Raw genomic sequence first — 15,667 nt, forward strand, 5'->3', positions numbered from 1 at the left:
GCGCCCCTGTAGCCCAATTGGCAGAGGCAACGGATTCAAAACCCGTGTAGTGTGAGTTCGAGTCTCACCAGGGGCACAATTCCACCCCACAACAGAGCTTGTTGTGGGGTGTTAGCGTTTTCAACGGAAAGGAACCCGTCGCCATGCGTCGCACTATCATCGCTGTGAGCACCGCCATTGCCCTCACCGTAGGCGGCACCGCCGCTGCTACTGCTGCCGAATCTAGCGCGGACAAGCAGATATCCACCAAGGTTGAAGGATCTTCTTACTATCAAGAACTGCGCAAGTCCACGGCTTCCTCCAACGATCCTCAGCTGAATAATTTCTACGCAGTGCTTCTCGACGGCCTCGTCGGCCTCACTGTCTTCGCCATCCTGGGATCGATCTACGGCGAAGTATCCAAGCGCCTGCCGATGTAAAAGGCGTATATCCTTCTACTGATTGAATAGTTTGCATAAGCCTGCGTTGAGGTGAGAGAATAAAAAGTCATCTGCTCACCCGCTCTTCCCGGCACGGCAATCCCACCGGGTAGACAGTCAAGGTTACTTTCGGTTTATGCATTATCTTTTCAACGCCATTCGCGGCGCCCTTATTGGCATGGCCGAGTTAGTCCCCGGAATCTCCGGCGGCACCGTTGCGCTCATCGTCGGCATCTATGAGCGCGCTTTGCATAACGCCAATGATCTCATCTCCGGCCGTTTCAAGAAGGTCGAATGGGGCTTCCTCGTCTCCGTTGCCGTCGGCATGTTCGTCGCCGTTTTCGGCTTCTCCACGATCCTCCATAACTTTGTGGAGGGCCAGGTTTCGCTATCCAGCGCGCTCTTCCTCGGCATGGTCGCCGTGTCTATCATCGTGCCGCTGAGCATGATGTCGCGCGTTTCACCCGCGTCCATCGCCGCGCTTGTTATCGCCGCCGTCGCAATCTTCTTCGTCACCGGCTTCACCTCCACCCCAGTGGAAGACCCCAACCTGCTCGTGGTTTTCCTAGCGGCCATGGTGGCTGTGTGCGCGCTCGTTCTTCCCGGTGTGTCAGGCTCCCTCATTTTGCTGACCATGGGCCTCTACGCGCCGATTATCGGTGCGGTCTCAGACCGCAACATGGTCGTCGTGGGTGTCTTCGCACTCGGCGCGGTGTGTGGCCTCGCAGCTTTCGTCAAGGTATTGAACTACCTGCTGGATAATCACCGCGATGTCACCCTTGCAGCCATGGCTGGTTTCATGCTCGGCTCCCTGCGTGCGTTGTGGCCGTGGGGCGCTGACCAAGACGCCTCCACACCACTGATCCTGCTTATGTTCGCGATTGGTGGCATTATCGTGGCCATTTTCATCGTTGTGGACCGGCGCAAAGCCGCTAGCTACCAAGAGAGTTAAAGCATGAGAAAGAAAACGGCCATCATCGTGGGCGCTGCCGGGTTGCTAGCATCCGCAACCCTCTCCGGCTGTGTTACCAACGTGGAGCCGGCGCTGCCGGAAGGCTGGTCTGCGCCCAACGTGGACGAAGTTCCCGAGATTGCCGCGATGTACGAGGATGCCGATGGCGTCCTTACAGTAGGCACGAACCCGCCTTTTGCGCCTTTCGAATTCAAGGATTCCGACGGCTCGATCATCGGCCTAGAGATGGACTTGGCCAATGCCGTCGCCCAAGTATTGGGGCTTGAATTTCAGCCGGTGGAGCAAGACTTCTCTATGATTCTGCCGGCGGTCCAAGCCGGACAAATCGATCTGGGCGGTTCCGGATTCACCGATACCGATGAGCGGCGCGAGAACTTCGATTTCGTCGATACTCTTTATGCCGGCATTCAGTGGGCGAAACTCACCGATGGCCCCAATGACGTGGACCCATCCAACCCCTGTGGCCTCACCGTCGCGGTGCAGCGCACCACGGTATCGGAGACCGACGATCTGCGCCCCAAGCAGGAAGCCTGCGACGGCGACCTGACCATTCTTCCCTATGACACGAGCGATAATGCCGCCCTAGCGGTCCTGATGGGGCGCGCTGATGCTCTCTCAGCGGACTCCCCCGTTTCTGCCTGGGCTGTTAACCGCTCAGATGGACGTATGTCCATGGTCGGCGAAATGTTCGACGCGGCACCCTACGGCTTCGCCGTGCCCAAGGATTCTGACCTCGGACCCGCCGTGGCCGCGGCACTCCAACACCTCATCGACACCGGAGCCTATGCAGAGATACTCAATAAGTGGGGCGTCGACGAGGGCCTCGTCGAGCACGCAATGATTAATGAAAGGCCGATCAATGACTAACTCCTCTCTCCCGGCAGCGTCGGAGTCGTCGGCTTCGACTACCCCAGAAAAGATCGAAGCCCGCCCACTGCGCCACCCCTGGCGCTGGGTCTTCGCTACCCTCCTCGCGCTGCTTGCAGTGTGGTTCATCATCTCCTCGGCGCGCAATGAGGCCTTCGGGTGGGGCACGTATTTCCAGTATCTCTTCGATACTCGGATTGCCACCGCTGCGCTGCACACCATTGCCATTACGATCCTGGCGATGATCATCGGCGTCGTGGGCGGCGCTGCCCTCGCGGTGATGCGCATGTCCCCCAACCCTGTGCTGGGAGGCGTGTCGTGGGTCTTCCTGTGGCTCTTCCGTGGCACGCCAATCTACGTACAGCTAGTTTTCTGGGGTCTACTTTCAGCCCTCTACCAATCCATCAACCTAGGATTCGCGGAGATTTCCCTCACCGAGGTTCTCAATAACGCATTCCTTCTTTCCGTTTTGGGCTTGGGCCTCAACGAAGCCGCATACATGGCGGAGATTGTCCGCTCCGGTATCTCCTCCGTTCCGGAAGGCCAGAAGGAAGCCAGCAAGGCCCTGGGAATGGGCTGGTGGATGACCATGCGCCGCACGGTGCTGCCGCAGGCTATGCGCATCATCATCCCGCCGACCGGCAATGAGTTCATTTCTCTGCTCAAGACTTCCTCCCTTGTGGTTGCCATTCCCTACACCGCCGAAATCTTTGGCCGCGCTACGGATATCTCCGCTGCGCTCTTCGAGCCCATTCCGCTTCTGATGGTGGCCGCGACGTGGTACCTGGCCATCACCTCTCTGCTCATGGTGGGCCAGTACTTCCTGGAGCGCCGCTTTGAGCGCGGCGCCACCCGCGAGCTCACCGGCCGCCAGCTGGCCGCGCTAGCGGATGCCGAAGGAACTATCCCCCGCAACGTCTCTGTCATCCCGGAGGTAAAGAACTAATGACCACCCCCATGATCTCCGCGCAGAATGTGCACAAATCCTTCGGCCAGCTCGAGGTTCTTAAAGGAATCGACCTCACCGTCATGCCCGGCGAGGTCACCTGTCTCTTGGGTCCCTCCGGTTCCGGCAAGTCCACCTTCCTGCGCTGCTGCAATCACTTAGAGAAGGTCACGGCCGGCCGACTCTACATCGACGGCGAGCTCATCGGTTTCCGCGAGCGCAACGGCGTCCTCTATGAGATCTCCGAGAAGGAAGCCGCCGCCCAGCGCCAGGATATCGGCATGGTCTTCCAACAGTTCAACCTGTTTAGCCACCGCACCGTGCTGGAAAACATCATCGAGGCACCGGTCCAGGTAAAGAAGCAGAGCCCAGAGCAAGCCAAGAAGAAGGCCATGGAGCTGCTGGAAAAGGTTGGCCTCGCGCACAAGGCGGAGGCCTACCCGGTGCAACTGTCTGGTGGTCAGCAGCAGCGTGTCGCCATTGCCCGTGCGGTTGCCATGGACCCGAAGCTGATGCTTTTCGACGAGCCCACTTCCGCCCTCGACCCCGAGCTCGTCGGTGAGGTTCTCCGCGTCATGAAGGAGCTTGCCGCCGATGGCATGACCATGCTCGTTGTTACCCACGAGATGGGCTTTGCCCGAGAGGTCGCCGACACCATTGTCTTCATGGATGGCGGCAGCGTCGTCGAAACCGGCACCCCGGAGCAGGTCTTGGACAACCCGCAGCACCAGCGCACGAAGGATTTCCTCTCTTCGCTGCTCTAGCGCGCTGCACTGCAACCACCGACGCACGCGCGGCACCACCGCCGCAACTGCCCTAGTTGCCAAAGTTATGCGCCGCCATCGCGGCGAGAGCAATGGTTTTGGCAACTAGGGCAGTTTATTTTGCTCAAGAACCGTTCCAACGTGGCGAAAGCCAGCTAAAAAGCGAAACCCCGACCAGTCCGAAAAGGATAGCTGGCCGGAGTTTAGGGCTTTAGGGAAAGACGTAGGCTCTACTCGGAGACGCCTTCGTCTTCCGCAGTCTCAGCGGGCTCCTCAGAGTCCTCGGCGGGGGCCGAGGCCATCGGGCTATCCGCAGACTGGGCTTGGATGACGTCATCCAGCACCGCGTGGATGTAGGGCGCGGCCTTGTCATTGGAGTACTCCGAGGCAAGCTCGACGCCCTCAACGAGCGCAGTGGCGTTGGGAACATCCGAATTGAAGAGGATCTCCCAGACTGACACGCGCATGATCGCGCGGTCAACAGCAGGGATGCGCTCTAGGGACCACTCGCTGGAAAGGTACCGGGCGATGGCGTCATCGATAGCGTCCAACTCTTCAGCTGCGCCGCTGACGATCTCGCGGGTGTACTCAGCGATCGGCGCCACACCATTTTCCGGATCGCGGGCAAGCTCGACGCGGTCCTCCACGATTGCTACCGGATCAACATCGCGAGACTCTGCCTCGAAGAGGATATCTGCGGCTCGGCGGCGCGCACGGTAGCGCGCCGTGTGACGCTTATAGTTAGGCTCTGGCTGGGTCATCTTAGTTGTTAACGCGAGACAGGTACTCGCCAGTACGCGTATCGATCTTGAGGGTGTTACCGGTCTCAATGAACAACGGAACCTGGATCTCAGCACCGGTCTCGAGCGTCGCCGGCTTAGTGCCGCCGCTGGAGCGGTCACCCTGCAGGCCCGGCTCAGTGTGCTCCACCTTCAGGTCGACGGAGATCGGCAGCTCACCGAACAGAGCCTCACCGTCGTGGAAGGAGACCTGGACGCGCATGTTTTCCAAAAGGAACTTGCCGGCGTCGCCGAACTTGTCAAATGGCAGCTCGTACTGCTCGTAGGTCTTATCATCCATGACCACGTAGTTCTGGCCATCGTTGTACAGGTAGGTCATGTCGCGGCGGTCGACGTTAGCGGTCTCCACCTTCACGCCAGCGTTGAAAGTCTTGTCCGTTACCTTGCCAGAGACCACGTCCTTGAGCTTGGTACGCACGAAAGCTGGGCCCTTGCCCGGCTTCACATGCTGAAACTCAACAATCTGCTGCAGCTTGTTGTCGATCTTCAGAACGAGACCGTTCTTGAAATCAGTGGTATCTGCCATGAAATGACTCTCCCAAATTACTTGTAGTCGAAACTATGAAAACAGTGTCTAAGCATACCGTACGCACGGTACCAGCGGAGCGAAGGGGTGCTGGCTACAGCACCTGAAGTTCCTTCGGGTAGGGCGTAATGATCTTCGGCGCACCGGAGGTAATGAAGAGGCTGTCCTCGATACGAACACCGCCCTTGCCCGGAACGTAAATGCCTGGCTCGATGGTCAGCGTCATACCTTCAGCCAACTCGCCCTTCCCGGTCTTTGCTGCGGAGGGGCCTTCGTGCACGTCAAGCCCGATGCCGTGGCCGGTGGAGTGGACGAAGTACTCGCCATAGCCGGCCTCGGTAATGATATCGCGGCAGGCCGCGTCGACGTCGACAAGCTTCGCGCCCGGCACCGCAGCCTCGACGCCTGCTTCCTGGGCTCGCAGGACGATGTCGTAGATTTCACGGGCAAAGTCAGTGACCTCACCGATGACAAAGGTGCGTGTGCAGTCGGAGTTAAAACCGCGCAGGTGAGCGCCGAAATCAATCGTGACCAAGTCACCCTTGCGCAGCTCACGGTCATCTGCACCATGGTGCGGCTTAGCGGAGTTTTCGCCGGAGGCCACGATGGTGTCAAAGCTCACGCGCTCCGAACCGAGCATGCGCATGCGGTATTCCAGGTCAGCAGCGACCTGTCGCTCCGTGCGGCCAGCAGCTACCTCACCAGCCTCGATGAGCTCGGTGAGCGCCTGGTTTGCCAAAGCGGCAATTTCTTCCAGTTTCTGGAGTTCAATGTTGTCCTTGACCAGGCGAATCTTCTCAATCACCCCGGTGACGGGTACCAGCGTCACGCCTTCGGGCTTTGCCTTCTCCAGACGCTCGAGTTGTGCGACAGTGACATAGTCCGCCTCGTAGCCAACCCGCAGATCATCGGATACCTTTTCCAACAGGTGCGGGCCCACATCGCGGCCAAGGCTGGCTTCGATATCCGGGACTTCCTGGGCAATCTGGGTGGTGTAGCGGCCATCAGTTGCCATGAGCGCGGAGAGATCCTTGCGGAGCAACAAACCGCCATTCGAGCCGGAAAAACCTGTCAGGTAGCGCACGTGCGTCAAGTGGGTAACAATAATGGCGTCAATACGCTGGCCGGACAGCTCGGTCATAAGCTTACGGCGACGGTTGCTATAACGAGTATCGGCTAATGCCATGAGAGAACCACTCCATTCATTTTCAAGCGATACTCCATGATAGCTAATTTGCCAGTAGGTACCCCAGTGCCGCGACGTAGCCATACGAGCCCAGCCCTGCGATAACACCGCGCGCGAGTGGACTGAGGTAAGAGTGTTGGCGGAAAGCCTCGCGTGCATGCACGTTGGAGAGGTGAACCTCGACGAAACCGGCGCCATCGGCTACCTCCGCCAAGGCATCTCGTAGCGCCACCGACGTGTGGGTAAAGCCGCCTGGGTTGATGATCACGGGCCAGCCTTCGTCGGCGGCTCGATGCACTTGCTCGATGAGTTCACCCTCATGGTTGGACTGGAAGAAGACGATCTCTTCCTCCCCCGCCGCGGCGCGCACTTGGCTTTCGATATCCGCTAGGCTTTCGCTGCCGTAAATCTCCGGCTGGCGCTTCCCCAAACGGTTCAGGTTGGGGCCGTTGAGAACGAGGATGGTCATGGTGTGCGCTCCTTAAACTTCAGGGGGTCAGCTGAAACTCTACGAGGCCAGTTGCGCGTAAGCTGCGCGCAACTCCTCTTCTGTGGCGTCTTCTAGGCGGGTTGTTTGCCCAATACCAGTGAGCGCGACGAAGCGGATGCGACCCTCGCGGTTCTTCTTGTCGTGCCGCATGCCGTCGAGCAACTCCTCGAAGTGGCCCTGCTCATAGGTGGTGGGCAGCCCAATCCGGGTGAGGATGTCTCGGTGGGTGGCGACGAGGGTGGCGTCGATTAGCCCCCGAGCGTGGGACAGGTGCGCAATAAACATCATGCCCACAGCCACAGCACGGCCGTGGCGCCACGAGTAATTTTCGCGGCGTTCCACAGCGTGGCCGAAGGTATGGCCGTAATTGAGGGTTTCGCGCAGACCGGACTCCTTCAAGTCCTGGCCCACCACGTGCGCCTTGACGGCAATGGACCGCTCGATGAGTTCAGGAAGCAGGCCTTCCGGTTTGAGGCAAGCGGCGGGGTCCGCTAGATAGTGCTCGATGATGCGTGGATCGTGGATGAAACCAGTCTTGATGATTTCTGCGGAGCCAGCGATGATCTCATCTTCGGGCAGCGTGCGCAGGTGATCCAGGTCGACGAAGACTGAATCCGGCTCGTGGAACGCCCCAACGAGGTTCTTTCCTGCGGCTGTGTTGATACCTGTCTTCCCGCCCACGGCAGCATCAACCATCGCCAGCAGCGTCGTCGGAGCCTGAATAACCGGGATGCCGCGCATCCACGTTGCCGCAGCAAAACCCGCCAAATCTGTGACGGCACCGCCGCCGAGGCCGATGACTGCATCGCGGCGGCTAAACCCAGCGTCACCGAACACATCCCACAGACGTGCCAATACATCAAGCTGCTTGGCAGCCTCGGCATCGGGAACCTCGACCGGGGTGGCCTCGAGGCCCTGTGTGCTGGCTTGCTCAGCGAGTTTGCGGGCAGCTTGGGACAGCGGCGGCTGGTGGATAATCGCCACCTTCGCCGCACCAATACTGGCGGCGCGCTCAATCATCGCAGCACTGAGCCCACTGCCGATCGTGACCTCGTAGGGGGATGGTCCGTTAACCGGAATGGTGTGCATGGGAGCGGCTCCTTCAGCAGCGCTAGTAGTCGTCTTCATTAGTCGTCGCGGGGGTGGAGTGACAATAAGCCAGTGTCTTAGAGAGTCTCAAGGAAGCTCAGAATACCGCCCACCACCTGCTGCGGGGAGCGCACGCCTGTGCGTACCTTTAAATCCGCAACCTTGGTGTAGAGCGGCCGTCGCTCCTCCAAGAGTTGGGAATAACGCGCGAGAGGATCCGCCGACTCGAGAATCGGGCGGCTGGTACCCCCCATCGTGCGGGTGACGCCTTCTTCGGGTGTGATGTCGAGGTAGACGACGGTCAGGCTATCGAGCAAGTCACGGGTCGATTCTGTCAGCACGGCACCGCCACCCAGGCTCACCACCCCGGTGGTAGCCAGCGCCTCGCGCACGACCTCGGCTTCCACTTCGCGGAATTCCGGCTCACCCAGCTCGGAGAAAATCTCGCCGCACTTCTTTCCATAGCGCGCCTCAATGAGGCTGTCGGTATCAACAACGTCGCAATTCAGTGCCCGCGACAGGCGGCGACCAATCGTGGTTTTGCCGGCACCGGGAGGTCCTACAAGGACGACGTGTGGGGAGTTCATGCGTCACCCCACTCCAGTCGGCCTGCCACGTAGTCCTGGTAGGCAGCGATGTTGCGCTTGGTTTCGGCGAGGCTATCGCCGCCGAATTTCTCCAGCACCGCACGCGCGAGAACGAGCGCCACCATCGCCTCTGCCACGACACCGGCAGCCGGTACCGCGCAGACGTCGGAACGTTGGTGAATAGCGGTAGCCGCCCCACCTGTGGCCATGTCGACCGTCTTGAGCGCACGCGGGACCGTGGAAATCGGCTTCATCGCCGCGCGGACGCGCAGCGTCTGGCCGTTGGTCATGCCGCCTTCCAGACCACCAGCGCGGTTAGTCTCACGATCCACGCCATTGTCTGTGCGGACCATTTCATCGTGCGCTTCGCTCCCGCGGCGGCGGGCCTCAGCGAAGCCATCGCCGACCTCGACGCCCTTGATCGCCTGAATCCCCATCAAGGCGGCGGCGAGCTGTGCGTCGAGGCGGTCTTCACCCGAGGTGTGCGAGCCCAAGCCAATCGGCAGGCCTTCCACGATCACCTCGACAATGCCGCCCAGAGTGTCTCCCTGCTTTTTCGCGGTTTCGATTTCTGCGATCATGGACTCTTCCGCCGCCTTATCGCAGGCGCGTACCGGTGAAGCGTCGATAGCCTCAAGGTCCGCGAAGCTAGGATGCGGGCCCTCATACGGTTCTGAGGCACCGATGGAAATGACGTGGGACAGCACCTCGACTCCCAGGGTTTCGCGGAGGAAGTTGCGCGCGACCGTGGCCGCGGCCACACGAGCAGCGGTCTCGCGTGCAGAGGAGCGCTCCAAAATGGGACGGGCCTCCGCGTGATCAAACTTCACCATGCCGGCGAAATCGGCATGCCCCGGGCGAGGACGAGTGAGCGGGGCGCCGCGGCCGGAAGCCATCGCCTTAGCGGTCTCCGGGTCATCGAGATCGAGCGCGTCCGGGGACATGATGGTGGTCCACTTCGGCCACTCCGTGTTGCCGATCATGATGGCAATCGGACTGCCCAGGGTCAGGCCGTGGCGAATGCCACTGAGCAAGGTGAGCTCATCGGCCTCGAACTTCATGCGGGCACCGCGGCCATAGCCGAGGCGGCGGCGAGAGAGCTGGAGAGCGATGTCGTCTTGGGAAACGGGAACCCCGGCGGGCATGTGCTCAATGAGTGCAACGAGTGCCTGGCCGTGAGATTCACCTGCGGTAGTCCAACGAAGCATGCGGACTATTATCACACGCTAGGGGTTCTTTCGGGGGCACTGGGCCGCCTATCACACCGTGTCGGGGCTAAACAGCACGACAAGTGCTGCCGCAATGAGCATGCCGGGCCCGTGCGCGGGTTTCCCATCCTGCGTCATGAACCCCCAGAGCAGCGTGCTCAGCGACGCCCCTACCATCGCGAACGCAACCCCTAGTACTCCCGCCGCGTGGGCGGTCACCATGCCCAGTGGCAACGCCAGCTTGAGATCACCCCCGCCCACGCTTCCGGCGCGGCTCAGCAATGCAACCAGAATATAAAGCCCCGGCCATAGCAGCCCGGCTGGGTCGAACCACCACAGCGACAGCACGGCGGCAGGCAGGGTCAGATAGTTGGGCAGGCGTTTGAAACGCAGGTCATAAACGATTAAGGCGCACCCCCACGCCAGGAAAAGCACATCCCCCATGACTGCGCAGCCTACCGTGCGGGGTGCTGCCGCGCATGCTGTTGATTAAGGAAGCTTGAGCGCAGCGTTGAGAGCAGCCAGCATCTCTGCCCGCGGGGCGGTGTGCCCGGTGAATTGTTCAAACTGCGAATAAGCCTGGTTGGCCAGCATGATGTGCCCGCCGACGGTCGGATAGCCATCAGCAGCCGCATACACAGTTAAAGGCGTAGGCCATGGATCGTAGATAACGTCGAACACCGGAGCCTTGGCCAACTGGGTCAGATGCTCTTCCACTACGGCGGAGGGAACAGTGGAGACGATGAGGTCCACCGAACGCGCTAACCCCGCGAGATCCTCGCCAAAAGATGCCGAGTGGAGGGAGAGGCCAAGAGCGTCGCCCAGCGGGCGTAGCTCGTCGAGGCGGTCGGAGCGATTGAGCACGGTGACATCGGTGACACCACGCTGGGCTAGTCCCCACAGGACCGGCCGCGCGGTACCGCCTGCACCGATGAGCAAAGCCGTCGCGGGCTGAGAGGGGCCCAGCAGCTCATCGAGTGCGCCCAGCACGCCTTCCGTATCCGTGTTGTCCGCGCGCCACCCCTCCGCGGTGCGCACCAAGGTATTCGCAGAGCCGATGAGCTTGGCGCGCTCGCTCACGATGTCTGCGCAAGCCAAGGCGTCGAACTTCAATGGCATGGTCACCGAGAAACCTCGGTACTCTTCCCCTACCTCGGCGAGGAAGGCAGCCAAGTCGGTCACCTCGAACCTGGTGTAATCCCAGTCCTTCAGATTCAGCGCATCATAGCCGGCCTTATGGAGGACCGGGGATAACGAATGCTCGATGGGGCTGCCTAAAACTGCGGCGCGCGGCATCCTATTAGTGCTCCTCTGCTGGTGGCTCGCCGGCGCCTTCGCGCTGGCTGTCCAGGATGCCAGAGCGCACCGCATCATCGACGTTGGCGAGGTGCTCATCATAGTTGTCGGTAAAGACCGTCGTGCCCTTGTCATCAACCGTGACGAAGAAGAGCCAATTGCCCTCTGCCGGGTTCTCCATAGCCTGGATGGCCTCCTCCGACGGCGAGGCGATCGGGGAATCCGGAAGACCATCCTTCGCATAGGTATTCCACGGGGTCTCGCGGTTACGGTCCTCATCGGTGGTGGCCAGCTCGACGTCCTCGAGCCCGTAGTTCACAGTGGAGTCCAACTCCAAGCGCATCGGCTCGTCGAGGCGGTTGAGGATGACGCGCGCAACCTTGTCGAATTCACCGGCCGGCGACTCACGCTCCACCAGGGATGCTGCGGTCAGAAGCTCATAGGGTTTCAGGCCAATGGCCTGGGCGCGGTCGACAATGTTGGTGTCGTTGTACTTCTTCGTCGAACGAGTGATGAGATCGGTCAGGATCTCCTGGGCATCCATGTTCGGGTCAAGCACGTACTGTCCCGGGGCGATAAGCCCCTCAATACGCTTGGGATCCTCGCCGCGAGCACGGACCTCCTCCACAGCCCAGTCCGGCGCACCCAGTTCGGCTGGGTCTACCGTGGCCGCGATCTTCTCCAGTTCCTCGGCGGATACGCAACCGCCCTCCTTACAGGAGACCTGCGAGATCAGGGAGTAAATACCAAACCGGACATCGCCCCCCAGTACGTTGACGTCCAGCAACGTCGCTCCGCCGTGCACGTCGAGGAGGTCGACCATGTTGGCGTCATCAAGCAGAGCCTCCACGGCAGACTTTGCACTCATCTCCTCTTGGAGGCGGTAAAAACCTGGCTTGATCTGGCTCGCGCGCGGATTCGAATTGGCCGCCGAAGAGAAAGCCTCAGGCGTCTTCACCACATTCTTTTCTGCTAGCTCAGGTGCCAGTTCTCCCATGGATGAGCCTTCCGGGACCTGAACGAGCTGTGTTACACCATTGCCTTGTCCCTCATAGTCCAAGGTATTGCCCCCTCCCAACAGGCGGAAACCGATGTAGCCGAGGCCGCCGATGATGAGGACAAGGCTGGCAATAAGCACGGCCATGCCGCGCTGGCGGCGCTTGACGTACTGGGGTTCCATCGAGCGTCCGATGCGTGAAGGTTTACGGCTCACGTACTTCGTCTCCTAGGTTTGAAGGGCTGTGGCCGTTCAACGCGAAATGGCGCGCATCCAGCCAGGATTGCAAAATTTCCACCGCGGCAGCTTGGTCGATAACCGAACGGCCGCGTTTCTCTGACACGCCAGAGGCTCGCAGTGCAGATGATGCCACCACTGTGGTGAGGCGCTCATCCACCATGCGCACAGGCGGAGGTGTGTTTATCGTGTCATCTTTTGCCAAGCGGCGGCGGATACGAAACGCGATTTCTTTGGCATGTTTAACACTTGATGAGCCGTTGCCCTTGAGATCACGCGGCAAACCGACTGCCACCTCGACGACGTCATACTCGTGAATAAGCTCAAGCAGTCGGTCGATGTCACCCTTGTCGCGGTCCTTAAACCCGGTTTCGCGGCGGACGGTCTCGACCGGCATAGCCAGGCGGGCATCCCGATCGGACACCGCCACGCCGATTCGGACGGTTCCGACGTCAAGACCCAACCGGCGCCCAGGTCCGGGATCGTCTGCTCCTGGCTTATCGGGCTCTACGGCCATGGTGTTCCTCCTGGTCCTGAGAGTCAGCTACTGCTGCACACCTACTCGTGCGCATCCATTAGTGGGTTTCGAGCTCATCACGGACGGCGTCGAAGGCAGCTTGCAGGCCTTCGGCGTTTGCGCCGGAGCCTTGAGCCATATCTGGCTTGCCGCCGCCCTTGCCATCAACGTAGCCGGAAACCAGCTTAACCAAGTCACCAGCCTTGACACCACGCTCGATGGCGGCCTTCGTAGCACCCACGATGAATGGCAGCTTGCCGCCCTCATTCTCCGATGCCAAGACGACCACACCAGCGACATCACCGAGGCGGTTCTTAATGTCGGAAGCCAGCGTGCGCAGGTCACCGCCGTTCACACCCTTAGGGAGCTTGACGGCCACGATGGTGAAATCGTTGACAGTCTTCGCAGTGGAGATCATCTCTCCAGTCTGGGACATGAGCTGGGCCTTGTGCAGCTCTGCAATCTGCTTCTCTGCGGCCTTGAGCTTCTCCGTCAGCTGCGCGATGCGCTCCGGCAGGTCCTCGGTCTGGACCTTCAGCTCGCGAGACACACCTTCCACCAGGGCTGCTTCCTTGGAGTAGTAACGGAAGGCATCCAAGCCCGAATAGGCCTCGATGCGGCGCGCACCGGAACCCACGGAGGATTCACCAAGGACAGACACTGGACCGATCTCTGCGGTGTTCTTCACGTGCGTACCGCCGCACAGCTCGATGGAGAAGGGCCCTCCCATCTCCACGACGCGGACCTCGGAACCATAGTTCTCACCGAACAGGGCCATCGCGCCCATCTCCTTGGCCTTGTCCAAGGAAGTCTCGATGGTATTGACCGGGAAGTGCTGGTCTACCGCCTGGTTAGTCACCAAAGCGATCTCATCGAGCTGCTCCTGGGTGAGCTGGTCGGTGTAGTTAAAGTCAAAGCGCAAGTAACCCGGTCGGTTCAAGGAGCCAGCCTGGACAGCGGTCGGCCCCAGCACCTGGCGCAGCGCGGCGTGGATGAGGTGCGTGGCGGAGTGCGCCTGCACGGCACCGTGGCGCCACTGCTGGTCTACCTCGGCTGTTACGCCAGTGCCCAGTTCAAGGCCACCAGCGGTCACCGTAGCTTTGTGGACCCACAGCCTCTTGCCGATCTTCTGCACGTCATTGACCTCAAGGAGGGTTTCACCGGCAATGATCCGGCCTCGGTCGGCGGTCTGGCCACCGGCTTCGGCGTAGAGCGGCGACTGGTCCAGAATTACCTCGACGGTGTCGCCTGCTTGGACTTCAGAGACCTTCTCGCCATCGCGGACGAGGCCGAGTACCTTGGCTTCGGACTCCAAGGTCTCGTAGCCCGTGAACAGAGTCGGATGGTTATCCACCCACTCGCGGTAGAGCGACAAGTCGGCGTGACCATGCTTCTTAGCCTGGTTATCAGCTTTGGCACGGCGGCGCTGCTCGCCCATGGCGGCATCAAAGCCCTCCATGTCCACGCTAAGGCCAGCTTCTTGGGCCATCTCCAATGTCAAGTCGATGGGGAATCCATAGGTATCGTGCAGTTCAAACGCCTTCTCACCGGACAGCACCTTCGGGGTGGCCGCGCGGGAGGTGCTCTTTAGCTCGTCGACAGCTTCGTCGAAAAGCTTGGTGCCCGACTCCAGGGTCTTGAGGAAGGCCTTCTCCTCCGCCACGGCGACGCGCAGGATGCGCTCACGGTTCTCCGCAATCTCCGGGTAGGACGGAGTCATGGTGTCCATGATGGTGTTCATGAAGCGTTCCATGGTCTCACCCTTCGCACCCAGCAGCTTGGCGGAGCGGATGATACGGCGCAGCAGTCGGCGCAGGATATAGCCACGGCCCTCGTTACCGGGGGTAACGCCATCCAGGATGAGCATCATGCCGGTGCGCGAGTGGTCCGCCACCACGCGGAAGCGGATCAAGTCTTCCTTCGGCGCATCGGGCGTGTATTTCGCCCCGGTGAGTTCCTCGGCAACGTCAATGACCGGGCGCAGCAGATCCGTCTCGTAGACGTTGTCCACGCCCTGCAGGATGCAGGCAACGCGCTCGATGCCCATGCCGGTATCGATGTTCTTCTTAGGCAACGGGCCGAGAATCTCAAAGTTGCCCTTGCCGATGCCTTCGCCGCGCTCGTTCTGCATGAAGACCAGGTTCCAGATCTCCATGTAGCGGTTATCGTCCGCGACGGGCCCACCGTCCTGACCATATTCCGGACCACGGTCATAGTAAATCTCAGAGCACGGACCGCACGGGCCAGGAATACCCATGGACCAGTAATTATCCTCCATGCCGAGGCGCTGAATGCGCTCGCGGGGAACACCGATCTTGTTGTGCCAGATATCGGCTGCCTCATCATCATCGAGGTAGACCGTGACCCACAAACGCTCGGGATCTAGCCCCAAGCCGCCATCCTCTACCGAGTTCGTCAACAGGTTCCAGGCGTGGGTGATAGCACCCTCCTTGAAGTACTGGCCAAAGGAGAAGTTGCCTGCCATCTGGAAGAAGGTGTTGTGGCGGGTGGTGATGCCTACTTCCTCGATATCCAAGGTGCGCACGCACTTCTGGATGGAGGTCGCCGTACCGTTAGCAAAAGGCGGGTTCTGCTGGCCCAAGAAGTAGGGCTTGAAGGGAACCATGCCGGCGTTGACGAAGAGCAGGTTCGGGTCATCCAGGATCAGCGACGCGCTGGGGACGGCTTCGTGGCCGGCCTTGACGAAGTGCTGGGTAAAGCGTTCCCGGATCTCATGAGTCTTCACGAGCAAAAGTCCTTCACTG

Annotated in this window: 17 protein-coding genes and 1 tRNA gene; 6 read left to right on the forward strand and 12 right to left on the reverse strand. The window is 60.5% G+C overall.

Annotation, left to right across the window (positions count from 1 at the left end; genetic code table 11):
• The first annotated feature begins 2 nt into the window (after positions 1-2).
• From HMPREF2932_RS04745 to HMPREF2932_RS04770, 6 genes are all read left to right on the forward strand, one after another.
• A tRNA-Leu gene (locus tag HMPREF2932_RS04745) sits at positions 3-76 on the forward strand.
• Between the two features lie 67 nt (positions 77-143).
• Positions 144-419: a hypothetical protein gene (locus HMPREF2932_RS04750; RefSeq protein ID WP_046648545.1), complete on the forward strand. Its 276-nt coding sequence runs from the start codon at positions 144-146 to the stop codon at positions 417-419.
• Between the two features lie 136 nt (positions 420-555).
• Positions 556-1,371: a DUF368 domain-containing protein gene (locus HMPREF2932_RS04755; RefSeq protein WP_070545652.1), complete on the forward strand. Its 816-nt coding sequence runs from the start codon at positions 556-558 to the stop codon at positions 1,369-1,371.
• A gap of 3 nt (positions 1,372-1,374) precedes the next feature.
• On the forward strand, positions 1,375-2,259 hold the full coding sequence (locus tag HMPREF2932_RS04760) for an ABC transporter substrate-binding protein (protein WP_071409719.1): 885 nt from the start codon (positions 1,375-1,377) through the stop codon (positions 2,257-2,259).
• Positions 2,252-3,205 (forward strand): amino acid ABC transporter permease, encoded by a 954-nt coding sequence (locus HMPREF2932_RS04765; RefSeq protein WP_046648548.1) that lies wholly within the window; start codon positions 2,252-2,254, stop codon positions 3,203-3,205. The genes HMPREF2932_RS04760 and HMPREF2932_RS04765 overlap by 8 nt, the downstream gene beginning before the upstream one ends.
• Entirely contained in the window at positions 3,205-3,969 is a 765-nt protein-coding gene (locus HMPREF2932_RS04770; protein ID WP_049154586.1) for an amino acid ABC transporter ATP-binding protein, read from the forward strand. The genes HMPREF2932_RS04765 and HMPREF2932_RS04770 overlap by 1 nt, the downstream gene beginning before the upstream one ends.
• 230 nt (positions 3,970-4,199) lie before the next feature.
• Here the strand turns inward: HMPREF2932_RS04770 and nusB are convergent, their stop codons facing one another.
• From nusB to alaS, 12 genes are all read right to left on the reverse strand, one after another.
• Positions 4,200-4,730: a transcription antitermination factor NusB gene (gene nusB / locus HMPREF2932_RS04775; RefSeq protein ID WP_071409720.1), complete on the reverse strand. Its 531-nt coding sequence runs from the start codon at positions 4,728-4,730 to the stop codon at positions 4,200-4,202.
• Position 4,731: 1 nt separating this feature from the next.
• Complete coding sequence (efp, locus tag HMPREF2932_RS04780) at positions 4,732-5,295, reverse strand: elongation factor P (protein WP_046648551.1); 564 nt, start codon at positions 5,293-5,295, stop codon at positions 4,732-4,734.
• Positions 5,296-5,389: 94 nt separating this feature from the next.
• Positions 5,390-6,481 carry a M24 family metallopeptidase gene (locus tag HMPREF2932_RS04785; RefSeq protein ID WP_070700381.1) on the reverse strand — a complete coding sequence of 364 codons (1,092 nt, stop codon included), beginning with the start codon at positions 6,479-6,481 and terminating at the stop codon, positions 5,390-5,392.
• Positions 6,482-6,524: 43 nt separating this feature from the next.
• On the reverse strand, positions 6,525-6,950 hold the full coding sequence (aroQ, locus tag HMPREF2932_RS04790; protein ID WP_070516954.1) for a type II 3-dehydroquinate dehydratase: 426 nt from the start codon (positions 6,948-6,950) through the stop codon (positions 6,525-6,527).
• Between the two features lie 39 nt (positions 6,951-6,989).
• A complete protein-coding gene (aroB, locus tag HMPREF2932_RS04795) occupies positions 6,990-8,060 on the reverse strand; it encodes a 3-dehydroquinate synthase (RefSeq protein WP_071409721.1) in 1,071 nt (356 codons plus the stop codon).
• Positions 8,061-8,137: 77 nt separating this feature from the next.
• Positions 8,138-8,647: a shikimate kinase gene (locus HMPREF2932_RS04800; RefSeq protein ID WP_071409722.1), complete on the reverse strand. Its 510-nt coding sequence runs from the start codon at positions 8,645-8,647 to the stop codon at positions 8,138-8,140.
• Positions 8,644-9,855 (reverse strand): chorismate synthase, encoded by a 1,212-nt coding sequence (aroC, locus tag HMPREF2932_RS04805; RefSeq protein WP_070513255.1) that lies wholly within the window; start codon positions 9,853-9,855, stop codon positions 8,644-8,646. Before aroC ends, HMPREF2932_RS04800 begins: the two co-directional genes overlap by 4 nt.
• A gap of 51 nt (positions 9,856-9,906) precedes the next feature.
• Positions 9,907-10,299, reverse strand: a complete 393-nt coding sequence (locus HMPREF2932_RS04810) for a prepilin peptidase (protein ID WP_046648556.1) — start codon at positions 10,297-10,299, stop codon at positions 9,907-9,909.
• Positions 10,300-10,344: 45 nt separating this feature from the next.
• Positions 10,345-11,151: a shikimate dehydrogenase gene (locus tag HMPREF2932_RS04815; RefSeq protein ID WP_070513252.1), complete on the reverse strand. Its 807-nt coding sequence runs from the start codon at positions 11,149-11,151 to the stop codon at positions 10,345-10,347.
• A 4-nt stretch (positions 11,152-11,155) separates the two neighbouring features.
• Positions 11,156-12,331, reverse strand: a complete 1,176-nt coding sequence (mltG, locus tag HMPREF2932_RS04820; protein ID WP_071409723.1) for an endolytic transglycosylase MltG — start codon at positions 12,329-12,331, stop codon at positions 11,156-11,158.
• 22 nt (positions 12,332-12,353) lie between these two features.
• Positions 12,354-12,902 carry a Holliday junction resolvase RuvX gene (gene ruvX, locus HMPREF2932_RS04825; RefSeq protein ID WP_070700392.1) on the reverse strand — a complete coding sequence of 183 codons (549 nt, stop codon included), beginning with the start codon at positions 12,900-12,902 and terminating at the stop codon, positions 12,354-12,356.
• Positions 12,903-12,960: 58 nt separating this feature from the next.
• Positions 12,961-15,648, reverse strand: a complete 2,688-nt coding sequence (gene alaS, locus HMPREF2932_RS04830; RefSeq protein WP_071409724.1) for an alanine--tRNA ligase — start codon at positions 15,646-15,648, stop codon at positions 12,961-12,963.
• Between the last annotated feature and the right edge of the window lie 19 nt (positions 15,649-15,667).

The organism is Corynebacterium sp. HMSC074H12 (assembly GCF_001813755.1).
Lineage (GTDB): Bacteria > Actinomycetota > Actinomycetes > Mycobacteriales > Mycobacteriaceae > Corynebacterium > Corynebacterium hiratae.

Bases quoted from the DNA above. Each gene is read 5' to 3' on its own strand.
- HMPREF2932_RS04750 (WP_046648545.1), top strand. From the start codon at position 144: ATGCGTCGCACTATCATCGCTGTGAGCACCGCCATTGCCCTCACCGTA.
- HMPREF2932_RS04755 (WP_070545652.1), top strand. From the start codon at position 556: ATGCATTATCTTTTCAACGCCATTCGCGGCGCCCTTATTGGCATGGCC.
- HMPREF2932_RS04760 (WP_071409719.1), top strand. From the start codon at position 1,375: ATGAGAAAGAAAACGGCCATCATCGTGGGCGCTGCCGGGTTGCTAGCA.
- HMPREF2932_RS04765 (WP_046648548.1), top strand. From the start codon at position 2,252: ATGACTAACTCCTCTCTCCCGGCAGCGTCGGAGTCGTCGGCTTCGACT.
- HMPREF2932_RS04770 (WP_049154586.1), top strand. From the start codon at position 3,205: ATGACCACCCCCATGATCTCCGCGCAGAATGTGCACAAATCCTTCGGC.
- nusB (WP_071409720.1), bottom strand. From the start codon at position 4,730: ATGACCCAGCCAGAGCCTAACTATAAGCGTCACACGGCGCGCTACCGT.
- efp (WP_046648551.1), bottom strand. From the start codon at position 5,295: ATGGCAGATACCACTGATTTCAAGAACGGTCTCGTTCTGAAGATCGAC.
- HMPREF2932_RS04785 (WP_070700381.1), bottom strand. From the start codon at position 6,481: ATGGCATTAGCCGATACTCGTTATAGCAACCGTCGCCGTAAGCTTATG.
- aroQ (WP_070516954.1), bottom strand. From the start codon at position 6,950: ATGACCATCCTCGTTCTCAACGGCCCCAACCTGAACCGTTTGGGGAAG.
- aroB (WP_071409721.1), bottom strand. From the start codon at position 8,060: ATGCACACCATTCCGGTTAACGGACCATCCCCCTACGAGGTCACGATC.
- HMPREF2932_RS04800 (WP_071409722.1), bottom strand. From the start codon at position 8,647: ATGAACTCCCCACACGTCGTCCTTGTAGGACCTCCCGGTGCCGGCAAA.
- aroC (WP_070513255.1), bottom strand. From the start codon at position 9,855: ATGCTTCGTTGGACTACCGCAGGTGAATCTCACGGCCAGGCACTCGTT.
- HMPREF2932_RS04810 (WP_046648556.1), bottom strand. From the start codon at position 10,299: ATGGGGGATGTGCTTTTCCTGGCGTGGGGGTGCGCCTTAATCGTTTAT.
- HMPREF2932_RS04815 (WP_070513252.1), bottom strand. From the start codon at position 11,151: ATGCCGCGCGCCGCAGTTTTAGGCAGCCCCATCGAGCATTCGTTATCC.
- mltG (WP_071409723.1), bottom strand. From the start codon at position 12,331: ATGGAACCCCAGTACGTCAAGCGCCGCCAGCGCGGCATGGCCGTGCTT.
- ruvX (WP_070700392.1), bottom strand. From the start codon at position 12,902: ATGGCCGTAGAGCCCGATAAGCCAGGAGCAGACGATCCCGGACCTGGG.